Consider the following 13,740-nt stretch of genomic DNA (forward strand, 5'->3'; position numbering starts at 1 on the left):
TGAAAGCATCCAAGCGCGCTTTGACCCAATATCGGTCATTCGGGTGCCTCCGCGGGCAAACCGAAACCGGTCATCCGTTCATCGTGTCGAAGCTTGCCAACCGACATTGTCCGATGACCTGAGGCGCAGAAGCGGACAATCTCCGTTTCTAGATCAGCACCCGATATTCCGCCGACGCGATTGATCGGTTGAGTTGACGTCAATGCCGCCAGCGTTGCTGCCGATTCGTCGCGTCGGAATGGTTCGGTCAGCCGAGGAAGCGTCGGATCGATTTCTTCGGCCTTGGCATAGCCTGAAACGATCAAGGCCTTCAGCGACGGCCGGTACATCCGCACCGCCTCTACCAATTGAACGCCGGTCATGCCCGGCATGAGGTGATCAAATACCAGAAGGTGCAGATCGAGGCCGGGGGCAACCATCGACAATGCGCCCTACCCCGACGACGCCTCTAACTCATCGAAGCCCGGGCCGGAGAGCATGTTCGACAAACTCATCCGGACGCGATCCTCGTTTTTGACGAGCAGCGCAGTACCGTGTGGCTCGCCGAAGATCGCGCTCGCGCGCCGGCGATGCTCCACCGCCGGCAGATCATGGCTAACCGGCAACCACAGCGACGCGGTCGTACCCCAATCGCTGCAAGCAAGGGCCCTTCGTCGTCGGGATGCATGAAGCTGGCATAACCGCGCAACAGCAATTCCCCGGTCGACCAGCCGAGCACTCAGCGCCATGCCGGGCTGACCGCCGACATCATGTCGCCGAAGTCGGCGCGCGCAAGCATGTCCCGCGACAGGTTCCGCAGTCGCGCTGACGGGCGCCACTACTGCATGGCAGGTGGCATCCTCGGCATTCATGAACCAGCCTCATGAAGGCTAGCGTTCAAGTCATTCTTATCGGCTTGCGCCAACCGACCTAGATCGCCTCCATCGGCCGACGCGTCGCAGCCGGCTCAGGAGAACCCAGATGCTCGGAACGATGATGTACGGCCCCGGCGATGTCCGCTTCGAGGAACGTCCCGAACCCGAGATATTGAAGCCCACCGACGCCATTATCCGGCTCGCCGCTAGCTGCGTTTGCGGCTCTGACCTATGGCCTTATCGAGGCTTCGGCGACCAGGACGGCCCGAAGGCCATGGGCCACGAATATTGCGGGACCGTCGAGGCGGTGGGCGCCGCGGTGACCTCGGTAAAGCCCGGCGACTTCGTGGTCGGGTCGTTCTGCCTGTCGGACAACACCTGTCCTCACTGCCGTTTCGGCTTCCAGTCGTCGTGCGAGCAGATCGAGTTCATGACCGGCGCCCAGTCGCCGCTCGCGCGGGTACCGCTTGCCGACGGCACGCTGGTGGCGCTGGATGGCCCGCCCGATGAGGACCTCATCCCGCACTTGCTGGCGGTCTCCGATGTGCTCGGCACCGGCTGGTATGCGGCCGACGCGGCGCGCGTGCAGCCGGGCTCGACCGTGGCGGTGGTCGGCGATGGCGCCGTCGGCCTGATGAGCGTGCTCGCCGCCAAGCAGATGGGCGCGCACCGTATCATCAGCATGAGCCGCCATAAGCAGCGGCAGGATCTCGCGCTGGCGTTCGGCGCCACCGACATCATTGCCGAGCGCGGCGAAGCGGGCGTGGCCCAGGTCAAGGCGCTGACCGCCAACGTCGGTGCGGACGCCGTGCTGGAATGCGTCGGCATGGAAGAGTCGATGTGGCAAGCAATCAATTGCGCGCGCCCCGGCGCCACGATCGGCTATGTCGGCGTGCCGCACGGCGTCGAACTCGACGGCTTGAAGCTGTTCTTCGCGCAGCGCGGGCTCATGGGTGGCCCGGCGCCGGTGCGCCGCTTCCTGCCCGACCTGATCGGGCGCGTGATGCGGCGTGAGATTGAGCCCGGCAAGGTCTTCGACCTGCAGCTTCCGCTGGCCGATGTCGCCGAGGGCTATCGCGCCATGGACGAGCGCCGCGCGATCAAGACGCTGCTTCGCGTGTGAACAGCCACCAAGGAGAACTGCGATGAAGGATGTCATCGTCGTCGTCGGCGCCGGCCCGCTGGGCCAGGCGATCGCCCGCCGGGTCGGGTCAGGCAAGCGCGTGCTGCTGGCGGACGTCAGGGAGGAGACCGCAAAAGCCGCCGCCGAGGCCTTCCTCGACGCGGGCTTCGACGCGAGTGCCACCGTGGTCGACATCGCATCCCGCGAGTCGATCGAGGCCCTTGTCCGGTCAGCCACGGGCCTCGGTCCGGTGACCGGCCTGATCCACGCCGCCGGCGTCTCGCCATCGATGGCCAGCGCAGACGTGATCCTGAAGGTTGATCTGCACGGCACCGCCATGCTGCTGGAACTGTTCGGCGACGTCATCGCCGAGGGCGGCTCTGCGGTCGTCATCAGTTCGCAGTCCGGCCACCGGCTCGGCGCGCTCACCGCCGAAGAGGATGCGCTGCTCGCGACGACGCCGTCCGACGATCTGCTCGCGTTGCCGATACTACAGGACATCACGGACACGCTGCACGCCTATCAGATCTCGAAACGCGCCAACGTGCTGAGGGTCGCGGCCGAGGCGGTACGGTGGGGAAAGCGCGGCGCGCGCGTGAACGCGATCAGCCCGGGCATCGTCATCACGCCGCTGGCGCGCACGGAACTGACCGGGCCGCGAGCGGCATATTACACCCGCATGATCGAGGGGTCTCCCGTCGGCCGCGCCGGAACGCCCGACGAGGTGGGTGCCGTCGGCGCGCTGCTGATGGGGCCCGACGGAGCCTTCATCACCGGCAGCGACTTCCTGATGGACGGCGGCGTCACCGCATCCTGGTTCTTCGGCGACCTGAAGCCCGAATAAGGAGCAACACGACATGGAAAACCGTATCCTAGGCAAGGGCCTGACTGTCTCGGCACTCGGCTTCGGCTGCATGGGCATCAGCTTCGGCTATGCCGGGACACTGGATCACGAAGCCGGCGTGCGGCTCATCCGCGACGCGGTGAATCGCGGCGTCACCTTCTTCGACACCGCCGAGATCTACGGCCCATATGTCAACGAGGAACTCGTCGGCGAGGCGCTGGCGCCCGTCCGGGCTCAGGTGAAGATCGCAACGAAATTCGGCTTCAACATCGTCGACGGCAAGCAGTCGGGTATGAACAGCCGTCCCGAACAGATCCGCCGCGTCGCCGAGGAGTCGCTGAAGCGGCTCCGGACGGACGTCATCGATCTGTTCTACCAGCACCGCGTCGACACCGACGTGCCGATCGAGGACGTGGCCGGCACGGTCCGCGACCTGATCGCCGAGGGCAAGGTAAAGCATTTCGGCCTTTCCGAGCCCGGCTCCGAGACCGTCCGCCGCGCCCATGCTGTGCAGCCGGTGACCGCGCTCCAGAACGAGTATTCGCTCTGGTCACGCCAGGTCGAGACGAACGGCATCCTCGACGTCTGCGACGAACTCGGCATCGGACTCGTCCCCTACAGTCCGCTGGGCAAGGGCTTCCTGACGGGCGCGATGGGCAAGGACCACCCGATCGGCGAGTGCGACTTCCGCCGCCTGTTGCCACGTTTCACGCCCGAGGCGATGGAGAAGAACCAGGCACTCATCGACCTGATCCGCCGCGTCGCGGACGGCAAGGGTGCGACGCCCGCGCAGATCGCGCTCGCATGGCTATTGGCACAGCGTCCCTTTGTCGTGCCGATTCCAGGGACGACAAAGCTGCACCGCCTTGAAGAGAATCTCGGCGCGGTGGACGTCACCCTCGATGATGCCGATCTCGCCGGCTTCCGCAAGGCGCTTGCAGCAATCGACGTCGAGGGCGAGCGCTACCCGCCGCAATTGATGGCGACGACGGGCAACTGACGCGAAGCTGTACCGGAGCGACGCGTGTCTCCTGAGATTGGCGCTGATGTCGGCGCATGCGCAGCGCGCGAGCACGCGTTTCCGCTTCAATCCGCCGCTCGTTCCCAACCGCGGAGCTGCTCGCGAAGCGCCTCGACGAACAGCGAGAAGGTCGCCGACGGCTGACGCCGGCTCGGATAGTAGAGGTGATAGCCGGCAAAGGGTGGGCACCAGTCCTCCAGCACCCGCACCAACCTGCCGTCCGCCACCTCGGCCACCACCTCGTCCTCCATCACGAAGGCCAGGCCCAGTCCGGCCAGCGCCGCACGATGGTTCATGTCAGAGGTGTTCGCGGCGAACGGGCCTTCAACTCGCACCCGAACCTCGCGACCGTCCTTCTCCAGCTCCCAGGCGTAGAGACCACCCGATCCCAGCATGCGCCGGTTGATGCACCGGTGCTGCGAGAGGTCCTGCGGCGTTCGAGGAATGCCCGCCCGAGCGAGATAACCCGGAGTCCCGACGACCACCATGCGCAGCTCCGTACCGATGCGGACCGCGATCATGTCCTTCGCGAGCGCCTCGCCGAGCCGCACGCCTGCGTCGAAGCGGTCGGCGACGATGTCGGCGAAGGCGGAATCGATGCTGAGCTCGATATGGACGTCCGGGTACTCGGCGAGCAGCCGCTCGACCACCGGCCAGAGCACCGTGCGTGCCGCGTGATCGCCGGTCGTGATCCTGATCGTTCCAGAGGGACGGTCCCGCAGGTCGCCGAGCAGGGCCAGCTGTTCGCCGATGCTGTCGAGCGCGGGTCGTAGCGTCGCCAGTAGGCGCTCGCCCGCCTCGGTCAGCGCGACGCTTCGGGTCGTGCGCGTGAGAAGACGAACGCCGAGCCGGCTTTCCAGGCGCCGAACCGTGTGGCTGAGCGACGACTGCGACGTGCCCAGCTTCGCCGCCGCACGCGTGAAGCTCTGCTCCTCGGCAACGGCCGTGAAGGCGTTCAGGTCGACCAGTTCCTCTCGGCGCATGTCACCGAATACCGCAGCAAGCTTCCTGCGTCGATGCGATCCATGAAATCGGCGCATAGGTGCATGCCGTCCTGCAACTGGAGCGGCGGGATCGCGCCGACGTTCCACCCACGAAGGAGACTTGTCGTGAAGATCACCAGGAGCGGTTCGCAGCCGTCCGGCAAAGGGCCGGCCGAGTATTTCACCGGCAAGGTGCGGACTGACGCGCCGTTCAAAGGCAGTGGCAACCTGTCTGGTGCGACCGTGACGTTCGAACCCGGTGCCCGGACGGCATGGCACACGCATCCGCTGGGCCAGACCCTGCTGGTCGTCTCGGGTCTGGGCCGTGTCCAGCGCGAAGGCGGCGGCATCGAAGAGATCCGGCCCGGCGACATCGTCTGGTTCGAGCCGAACGAGAAGCACTGGCACGGTGCCGCCCCCGACTGCGCGATGAGCCACATCGCCGTGGCAGAGATGAAGGACGGATCGGCCGTCACCTGGATGGAGAAGGTTGCCGACGAAGACTATCTGGGGCGCGCGGCGTGATGGCCGGGTCGACACAGCGGAAGGAAAGCTACGGCGACGCGGGCCCCGCGCATGCGGACTACGCGGATCGCCTCCTGTTCGAGTTGGCATTCTCGCGGCACGACCATAGCGTTATCACTGCCAGCGCCGATGGAGGCTACCGCTTTTCGCCATCTGGCGACGGAGCCGAACGATGAGATACGCCGCATCGGCGATGGCGCTAGGGCTCGCGCCGGCCCTCGCGGTGGCACAGACCTCGGTCGCGCCACCCGCGATGCAGCGCTGGGCGCCTTCGCTGGCGAACGACACCGATCGTATATTGTTTGGCGACATATGGCGGCGCCCCGAACTGAAGCCGCGAGACCGCAGCCTGGTTACCGTCGCCGTCCTTGTCACGATGGGCAGGACCGCCCAGCTTGAAGGCCATCTTGGCCGCGCGCTCGATAACGGAGTCAGGCCTGCCGAACTGTCCGGGCTGGTGACTCATCTGGCTTGGTACAGCGGCTGGCCCAACGCCGTGTCCGCGCTGGAAGTGGTCGACCGCGTGATGCGAGTGCGCGTCATCGCCCCCGATGCAGCGATAAAGGCGGGAGCGCCGTTGCCGCTGCCAACTTCGGACGCCGATCGCGCGAAACGGGTCGAGCGACAGATCGGGAAGATCGCGCCCAAGCTCGCCGCGTTGACCAACGAGACGCTCTTCGCGGACCTCTGGCGTCGCCCTGACTTGACCCCGCGCGACCGCAGCCTCGTCACGATTGCATCCCTGGCGGCAGGCGGGGACGCGGATCAGCTGGCCTTTCACGTCACGAGGGGGATCGAGAATGGTCTGACCCGTGAACAGATCGCCGAGGCCCTCACTCATCTGGCATTCTACGCGGGCTGGCCGAAGGCGATGGCCGGGGTGGCCGTGCTCGGGAGCACCGGGGGCAGCGCCGCCGCCGGCGGCGAGCCTCTGATCATCACGCCGGCCGGCCGCGCGCCCGAACCCGGCCCGGCGTCACGCTTCACGGGAACCGTCACCGTCGCCTCGCCCTTCAAGGGAAGCGGCGATGCGCGTCTGGGCGGCGCGACCGTCTCTTTCCAACCCGGTGCGCGAAGCAACTGGCACAGCCACCCACTCGGCCAGCTACTGATCGTCACGGAGGGCGAGGGACGGGTCCAGGTCGAAGGCGGCGACGTGCGCGCCATCCGCGCAGGCGACTCGGTCTGGACCGCGCCCGGCGTCCGGCATTGGCACGGTGCGGCTCCCACGAAGGCCATGACCCACGTCGCCGTGGCGGAGAGCGTCGAGGGCCGGGACGTCGAGTGGATGGAGCCGGTTACGGAGCGGGCGTACAGGGCGGCTCCGGGCTGAAGGCAGGTCATCCCGCGCACTGATGAACGGCGCGCATAACGCCTAGTCGCCAACGCCATGTAATCACGGGCGACGCGACGCGTTATCCTTCAGGATTGGAATAAGCGAGGTCATCGACATGAGCGCCACGAACGGGCTGGAGATATCACGACGCGGCGTCCTCGCCGGCAGCGCCGCGACCGCGGCGCTCGCCGCGGCCCCGCAGGCGGAAGCGCAGCCCGTGCCGGCGAACGCGCCGGCAACGATGCCCGTATCGCTGACGGTGAACGGCAAGCGACGCGACCTGACGCTCGACACCCGCACCACGCTGCTCGACGCGCTGCGCGAGCATCTCCACCTCACCGGCACAAAGAAGGGCTGCGATCACGGACAGTGCGGTGCCTGCACCGTCATCGTCAACGGCGAGCGAATCAATTCCTGCCTCAGCCTCGCCGTCCAGCATCAGGGCGACAAGGTCGTGACGGTGGAAGGTCTAGGCACGCCAGAGGAGCTTCACCCGATGCAGGCGGCGTTCGTGAAGCATGACGGCTATCAATGCGGCTACTGCACCCCCGGCCAGATCTGCTCGGCATTGTCGGTGCTCGACGAGATCAAGCGGGGCGTTCCCAGCCACGTCCAGGCCGACCTCACCAGCCGGCCCGCGTTCACCAATGTGGAGATGCGGGAGCGGATGAGCGGCAACATCTGCCGCTGCGGCGCCTATTCGAACATCCTCGATGCGATGACCGAAGTCGCCGGAGAGCGCGCATGAAGTCCTTCACTTACGAGCGCGCGAAGTCGCCAGGCGAGGCCGCTGCGGCCGTCGCGCGCCAGCCGGGCGCCAAGTTCCTGGCGGGCGGCACGAATCTGCTCGACCTGATGAAGCTGGAGATCGAGACGCCGACCCACCTCGTCGACGTCCAGGACCTCGGCCTCGACAAGATCGAGAAGACTGGCGACGGCGGAATCCGTATCGGCGCGCTGGTCAGCAACACGCATCTTGCGGCCGACGAGCGCGTGCGGCGCGACTATGGCATACTGACCCGCGCGATCGTTGCCGGGGCGTCGGGTCAGCTCAGGAACAAGGCCACCACCGCCGGGAACCTCCTCCAGCGCACCCGCTGCCCCTATTTCTACGATCCCAACATGTCGTGCAACAAGCGCAAGCCCGGTTCGGGCTGCGCGGCGATCGGCGGCTATTCGCGCCAGCTCGCGGTCGTGGGCACGTCGGACCAGTGCATCGCCACCTATCCCGGCGACATGGCGCAGGCGCTGCGCGTCCTCGACGCCAACGTCGAGACGGTGAAGGCTGACGGATCGACCCGCGCGATCCCGATGGCCGACTTTCACCGTCTGCCCGGGGATCGTCCCGATCTCGACAACGTCCTGGAGCGCGGCGAGCTGATCACCGCGGTGACGTTGCCGAAGCCCATCGGCGGCACGCACATCTACCAGAAGGTTCGCGATCGTGCGTCCTATGCATTCGCGCTCCTGTCGGTGGCGGCGGTCCTTCAGAAGGACGGCAGCGGACGGGTCTCATTCGGCGGCGTCGCGCACAAGCCGTGGCGTGTCGAAGCCGCGGAAGCGGCGATGCCGCGCGGCGCGCGCGCGGTCGCCGCTCAGGTCTTCGCGAACGCAAGGCCCACCGAGGACAACCGCTTCAAGATCAGTCTCGCCGAGCGCACCCTCGCCTCGGTCATGGCGCAGGCGAAGGGATAAGGTCATGGAGTTCAACGCACCGGCCGGCCGGAACCTGTTCGACGACGCGAAGATCGTCGGCAAGTCCACGCCCCGCATCGATGGCCCGCTGAAGACCACGGGCACGGCCCCCTACGCCTATGAACGCCACGACGTGGCACCGGGCGCGGCATACGGCTACATCGTCGGCAGTGCGATCGCAAAGGGACGGATCAACGACATCGACACCCGCGAGGCGCTTGCCGCGCCCGGCGTCGTTGCCGTCCTCACCGCGCTCGATCATGCCGAGCCCCTCCCGCTGGGCATGTCCAACAACACGCCGCTGTTCGGCGGTCGCGCGGTGAATCACTACCATCAGGCAGTCGCGTGCGTCGTCGCGGAAACCTTCGAGCAGGCCCGCGCCGCCGCCGGGCTGGTGCGCGTGGATTACGCCCGGTCGAAGGGCGTCTTCGACTTCCCGGCTGTCGCGCCGGGCGCACCGCTTGCGAAGGGGCGCGACGACAAGCCGGACCGCAGCACGCTCGGTGATTTCGAAAAGGCATTCGCCGCGTCCGCGGTGAAGCTGGATCAGCGCTACACCACGCCGGACGAAACCCATGCGATGATGGAGCCCTTCGCGACCATCGCGGCATGGCAGGGCGACAAGCTGACCATCTGGACCTCGAACCAGATGATCAACTGGGCGAAGCAGAGCATGGGGACCATCCTCGGCATTCCGCAGGAGAATGTCCGGGTCGACTCGCCCTATATCGGCGGCGGATTTGGCGGGAAGCTGTTCATCCGCGCCGACGCGGTCCTGGCGGCGCTCGCGGCCCGAAAGATTTCACGCCCCGTGAAGATCGCCATGCAGCGGCCCCTGATGGTCAACAACGCCACGCACCGTCACGCCACGATCCAGCGCATTCGCATCGGCGCGAATCGCGACGGGCGCATCACGGCGCTGGCACACGAGAACTGGTCGGGCAACATCACCGGCGACGACCCCGAACGCGGTTCCGCCCAGACCAAGTCGATGTACGCCGGCGCCAACCGGCTGACCGCGGAGTATGTCGCCAAGCTCGACCTGCCCGAAGGAAACGCGATGCGCGCGCCGGGCGAGGCGCCCGGGCATCTGGCGCTCGAAGTAGCGATCGACGAGCTCGCGGAGCGGCTCGGGATGGACCCCGTCGAGCTGCGTATCCTGAACGAACCGAAGAGCGCGCCGGGCACTCCGGAGAAGAAGTTCTCCGACCGCAACTTGGTGCGATGCCTGCGCGAGGGTGCGGCGCGCTTCGGCTGGGACAAGCGCAATCCGACGCCAGCACAGGTGCGCGACGGCAAGTGGCTTATCGGCTTGGGCGTGGCGGCGGGCTATCGCGGTGGCCCCACCGCCAAGTCGGCCGCTCGCATTCGTCTGGAACGTGGCCGGGTGATCGTCGAAACCGACATGACCGACATCGGCACAGGAACCTATACGATCGTCGCGCAGGTCGCGGCCGAGACGATGGGCGTTCCGCTCGACAGGGTTGCGGTCAAGCTGGGCGACTCGGTCAATCCGGTGTCGGCGGGTTCGGGTGGACAGTGGGGCGCAGCCAGTTCGACCGCAGGCGTCTACGCCGCCTGTCTCGAACTACGTCGGGCGATCGGTCAGAAGCTCGGCTTCGACGCGGATGGCGCCACGTTCGGCGACGGGCGGATTGTTGCCGGCAACCGCAGCTGGCGGCTTTCCGACGCCGGTGACCTCTCGGCGACGGGAGAGATGACCTACGGCAAGTTCAAGAGCGACTACGATGTCGGCACCTATGCCGGGCATTTCTGCGAGGTCGGTGTCGACATCTATACCGGAGAGACGCGGATTCGCCGGATGCTCGCGGTCTGCGATGCCGGGCGCATCCTGAATCCGCTGTCGGCGCGCAGCCAGGTCATCGGTGCGATGGTGATGTCTGCCGGCGCCGCGCTGATGGAGGAGCTCGCCGTCGACAAGCGCTTCGGTTTCTTCGTCAATCACGACCTCGCCAGCTACGAGGTGCCCGTCCACGCCGACATCCCGCATCAAGAATGCATTTTTCTCGATACGCTCGACCCGGTCGCGTCACCGCTGAAGGCGAAGGGTGTCGGGGAACTGGGGATCTGCGGGCCCGGGGCGGCGGTTGCCAATGCGGTCTACAACGCAACCGGCGTGCGCGTGCGCGACTATCCGATCACGCTCGACAAGCATTTGGACAGGCTACCTCAGATCGTTTTACGAGGTGCTGTCAGTCTAACGCGAACTTGTCTCGGTGGGACACACGTCGCTCTTGAAGGTGGCAGCCTAGCTCGCAAGGCCTTGCCACTCCGCCAAGGCGGCGGAGCGTCGTTCCCGGTAGGCTTTGCGATCGATGAGATGGCGCTCGAGGTTGAAGTGATTGTGGACGTTGGCGTGGACCGAGGCGAACTTCTGCAAGCTCTTCATCTGGCAGAACCGCAGCATCGCCCGCTCCCTTCGTCGGAACGGAAGATGGCTGTTCTCGACCCGGCTGTTCGCCCAGCGACCGACCTCCTGACGATCGCGGCAGCCTAGCTCGTCCATCGCCGCCCCGTAGCTGCGCAAGCCGTCGGTGGTGATCGCTTTGGGTGAGCCGTGGCGCCTGAGTGCCTTCTTCATGAAGGATAGCGCCGCCGTCTTGTCGCGGCTCTTCGTCACGTAGCTCTCGAGCACTTCCCCTTCATGGTCGACGGCCCGCCACAGGTAGACCATCTCGCCGTTCAGCTTCACGTACATCTCGTCCAGGTGCCACCGCCAGTGTCGGAAGCCACGCATCCGGCTCACCCGCGCCCGGCGGCTGTCACCGGCAAACAGCGGACCGAACCTGTTCCACCAGAGCCGCACCGTCTCGTGGCAGATGTCGATCCCGCGCTCGAACAGCCGGTCCTCGACATTGCGCAGCGACAGCGGGAAGCGGACATACATCAGCACCACCAGGCGGATCACCTCGGGCAACGAGTTGAAGTAGCGGAACGGCGATGCGGGTTTGCAGGCACGGGGCATAGCTCTGCCCTTACCCTGCTCGCACAGCAGGTGCATTTGCTTTGACGAAGCCCACTGCGGCGTATCCGCCATCGACATAGACCAATGGATCGACTTCCCCGTGTTGATAGACCTCGGCAACGACCCCAATAAAAATGGCATGGGTACCATAATCGATCTGGCGATCGTTGCGACAAGCGAAAGCCGCCTGGGCATCGGCTAGGTGGGGAATCCCGAGTTGCGCGCTCACCGACCAATTGCCCTGCTCGAAACGCGCCTCGCCCTTCAGCTTGCCGCTGCACACCGCCGAGATCGTCTCTTGCGAGCTGTGAAGGATGTTGACGCAGAAATCGGCTCCGGCTGACAGTGGCGCAAATAGCGAAGCCGTGCGGTTGACGCAGATCAGAAGCGATGGCGGCTCCATGCTGAGTTCGCTGACGGCGGTAGCGGCCATCGCGAAACGCTGCCCCTGATGACGGCAGGTGATGACGACGACGGCCTTGGCCAGGCGTCGCAGCGCCAGCCGCATCTGGGTGGGAATATCAGCGCCATCATCCATCACTTTTTCTTCCTTCTGTGGGCGCCGAAAGGTCCACGCGAACGCCAGCTTCACGTTGCACCCCATACGGAGGCTGGGGCATCGTGTTGCGGACGCCATGGTTCTGGGAGCTTTTCGCATGACGCTGCATCCCTGGTTGCAGAAGCAGGTCGATCGCCTCGCTCTCGCACCAAAGATGGAAGATGTCGGCCACGTATATGTCCGCGCCAACGAGCTTGCCTTTTATGCGCGTATCCAGCCTCGCGAGGTGGCGGCTGTAGAAGAGCGCGTGATACCGGGCCCCCGTCGCCCGATACGGCTGCGCATCTACCGGGCCGACACGGCTCCCCATCAGCCCATGATCGTCTTCTTTCACGGCAGCGGATTCGTAATCTGCAGTCTGGATACGCATGACGGGCTGTGTCGCGCGCTCTGTCTCGCTGGGCGCGCGACCGTGATTTCCGTCGACTACGCGCTGGCCCCGGAGCAACCGTTTCCGGCTGCTCCCGACGAATGCGAAGCTGCGACCCGCTGGGTCTTCGACAATGCGGCGGAGCTTGGCGGACAGCCGGACCGCATCGCCCTTTGTGGTGACAGTGCCGGCGGCGCGCTCGCTGTGGTGACGGCACGGCGCCTGCGCGATACAGGGGGCCCGCAGCCCGTTGCGCTGCTGCTGTTCTATCCCGTCGCAGCCTACCCGGATGCGATGTTCGCATCGTGGATCGAGCGCGGCGAGGGTTATGGGCTCGACGCTTCGACGATGCGCTGGTTCTGGGGCCATTATCTTACCGATCCCGAGAAGCAGGCCACATCTCCGGATGCCGCGCCGCTGCGCACAGCGAGTTTCGCTGGCTTCCCGCCTGCCTATGTTACGACCGCGGAATTCGATATTCTGCGTGATGAGGGCGAGGCGCTGGCCGCGCGGCTCGAGGCCGAGGGCGGCGGCGCGGTGCTGGTGCGCTATCCTGACATGAATCACGGCTTTCAGGCGTGGGTGGGTCTGCTTGATCGCGCCGACGAGGCGATGGCCGCTGCGGGCAGCTGGCTGAAGGCGCGCATGGCGGATGCGGGCTGACACCTAATCGTCGAAGATCGCCACCGCCCGCGTCCACCCGGCCGAAGCTGCGCGAATCTTGACGGGGAAGCAGGCGATCGTGAAGCCGGTCGGCGGCAAGGCTTCCAGGTTGTGCAGCTTTTCGAGATGGCAGTAGCCGATATGGCGGCCAGCCTTGTGCCCCTCCCAGATCAACCCGGCATCACCTGTTACGGCATATTGGGCACGCGTGTGGCTGAACGGCGCATCCCAGCTCCAGCCATCGGTGCCCGTCAGCCGCACGCCGCGCTCGAGCAGATACATGGTCGCGTCGAACCCCATACCGCAGCCTGATTCGACGTAATCGTCGTGCCCGTAACGGCGGCCGGCGGCGGTGTTGACGACGACGATCTCAAGCGGGCTCAACACATGCCCGATACGAGCGAGCTCGGCCTCAACGTCGCTCGCCGTCACGACATAGCCGGCCGCGAAATGCGAGAAGTCGAGCTTCACGCCCGGCTGGAAGCACCAATCGAGCGGCACTTCGTCGATCGTGATGGCACGCTCGCCACGATCCATCGTCGATGCGAAATGGTAAGGCGCATCGAGGTGGGTGCCGTTGTGTGTGATCAGTTCAACCCGTTCGATCGCCCAGGCCTCGCCATCGGGCAGATCGCTTTCAGCCAGCCCCGGGAAGAAGCCCGTGATTTCAGGCACCGACATCTTGTGATCGATATAGTCGATGCGCGGGCGATAGGCGGGCGGATCGGAGATCACGTCATTTTCGAGATAGATCGACAGATCGACGATGCGCCGCGCCATT

Annotated in this window: 14 protein-coding genes and 1 pseudogene; 9 read left to right on the forward strand and 6 right to left on the reverse strand. The window is 65.9% G+C overall.

Annotation, left to right across the window (positions count from 1 at the left end; genetic code table 11):
* Positions 1-35: 35 nt before the first annotated feature.
* On the reverse strand, positions 36-425 hold the full coding sequence (locus ABC347_RS08730) for a response regulator (protein ID WP_413245343.1): 390 nt from the start codon (positions 423-425) through the stop codon (positions 36-38).
* A 6-nt stretch (positions 426-431) separates the two neighbouring features.
* Positions 432-728: a hypothetical protein gene (locus ABC347_RS08735; RefSeq protein WP_413245344.1), complete on the reverse strand. Its 297-nt coding sequence runs from the start codon at positions 726-728 to the stop codon at positions 432-434.
* A 232-nt stretch (positions 729-960) separates the two neighbouring features.
* Between ABC347_RS08735 and ABC347_RS08740 the strand changes: the two genes are divergently transcribed.
* The 3 genes from ABC347_RS08740 to ABC347_RS08750 are packed head-to-tail and all read left to right on the forward strand — an operon-like array spanning position 961 to position 3,821.
* The gene (locus tag ABC347_RS08740) at positions 961-1,977 is read left to right on the forward strand and encodes a zinc-dependent alcohol dehydrogenase family protein (protein ID WP_413245345.1); all 1,017 of its coding nucleotides are present in this window, start codon (positions 961-963) and stop codon (positions 1,975-1,977) included.
* Between the two features lie 22 nt (positions 1,978-1,999).
* The gene (locus ABC347_RS08745) at positions 2,000-2,821 is read left to right on the forward strand and encodes an SDR family oxidoreductase (protein ID WP_413245346.1); all 822 of its coding nucleotides are present in this window, start codon (positions 2,000-2,002) and stop codon (positions 2,819-2,821) included.
* A gap of 13 nt (positions 2,822-2,834) precedes the next feature.
* Positions 2,835-3,821, forward strand: a complete 987-nt coding sequence (locus tag ABC347_RS08750) for an aldo/keto reductase (protein WP_413245347.1) — start codon at positions 2,835-2,837, stop codon at positions 3,819-3,821.
* 86 nt (positions 3,822-3,907) lie between these two features.
* On the opposite strand, the gene ABC347_RS08755 is transcribed toward ABC347_RS08750, so the two are convergent.
* On the reverse strand, positions 3,908-4,825 hold the full coding sequence (locus tag ABC347_RS08755) for a LysR family transcriptional regulator (RefSeq protein ID WP_413245348.1): 918 nt from the start codon (positions 4,823-4,825) through the stop codon (positions 3,908-3,910).
* A gap of 126 nt (positions 4,826-4,951) precedes the next feature.
* Here ABC347_RS08755 and ABC347_RS08760 point away from each other — a divergent pair, with 126 nt between their 5' ends.
* The 5 genes and pseudogenes from ABC347_RS08760 to paoC all read left to right on the forward strand — a co-directional run.
* The gene (locus ABC347_RS08760; RefSeq protein ID WP_413245349.1) at positions 4,952-5,350 is read left to right on the forward strand and encodes a (R)-mandelonitrile lyase; all 399 of its coding nucleotides are present in this window, start codon (positions 4,952-4,954) and stop codon (positions 5,348-5,350) included.
* Between the two features lie 172 nt (positions 5,351-5,522).
* Positions 5,523-6,683, forward strand: coding sequence for a (R)-mandelonitrile lyase (locus ABC347_RS08765; RefSeq protein ID WP_413245350.1), 1,161 nt, complete (start codon positions 5,523-5,525; stop codon positions 6,681-6,683).
* Between the two features lie 118 nt (positions 6,684-6,801).
* Positions 6,802-7,434, forward strand: coding sequence for an aldehyde dehydrogenase iron-sulfur subunit PaoA (gene paoA, locus ABC347_RS08770; RefSeq protein ID WP_413245351.1), 633 nt, complete (start codon positions 6,802-6,804; stop codon positions 7,432-7,434).
* Positions 7,431-8,381 carry an FAD binding domain-containing protein gene (locus tag ABC347_RS08775; RefSeq protein WP_413245352.1) on the forward strand — a complete coding sequence of 317 codons (951 nt, stop codon included), beginning with the start codon at positions 7,431-7,433 and terminating at the stop codon, positions 8,379-8,381. The genes paoA and ABC347_RS08775 overlap by 4 nt, the downstream gene beginning before the upstream one ends.
* A 4-nt stretch (positions 8,382-8,385) precedes the next feature.
* A pseudogene (paoC, locus tag ABC347_RS08780) lies at positions 8,386-10,578 on the forward strand (aldehyde oxidoreductase molybdenum-binding subunit PaoC); the annotation flags it as partial.
* A 72-nt stretch (positions 10,579-10,650) separates the two neighbouring features.
* Here paoC and ABC347_RS08785 read toward each other — a convergent pair.
* Together ABC347_RS08785 and ABC347_RS08790 are read right to left on the reverse strand one after the other, a co-directional pair.
* Positions 10,651-11,367 carry an IS6 family transposase gene (locus tag ABC347_RS08785; RefSeq protein WP_413247024.1) on the reverse strand — a complete coding sequence of 239 codons (717 nt, stop codon included), beginning with the start codon at positions 11,365-11,367 and terminating at the stop codon, positions 10,651-10,653.
* A 10-nt stretch (positions 11,368-11,377) separates the two neighbouring features.
* Positions 11,378-11,959, reverse strand: a complete 582-nt coding sequence (locus tag ABC347_RS08790) for a flavin reductase family protein (RefSeq protein ID WP_413245353.1) — start codon at positions 11,957-11,959, stop codon at positions 11,378-11,380.
* Position 11,960: 1 nt separating this feature from the next.
* On the opposite strand from ABC347_RS08790, the gene ABC347_RS08795 reads away from it, so the two are divergent.
* Positions 11,961-12,959, forward strand: coding sequence for an alpha/beta hydrolase (locus ABC347_RS08795; RefSeq protein ID WP_413245354.1), 999 nt, complete (start codon positions 11,961-11,963; stop codon positions 12,957-12,959).
* A 3-nt stretch (positions 12,960-12,962) separates the two neighbouring features.
* Here the strand turns inward: ABC347_RS08795 and ABC347_RS08800 are convergent, their stop codons facing one another.
* A complete protein-coding gene (locus ABC347_RS08800) occupies positions 12,963-13,739 on the reverse strand; it encodes a cyclase family protein (protein ID WP_413245355.1) in 777 nt (258 codons plus the stop codon).
* Position 13,740: the final 1 nt, after the last annotated feature.

This window comes from Sphingomonas canaveralia (genome assembly GCF_047238125.1).
GTDB lineage: Bacteria > Pseudomonadota > Alphaproteobacteria > Sphingomonadales > Sphingomonadaceae > JBDFMH01.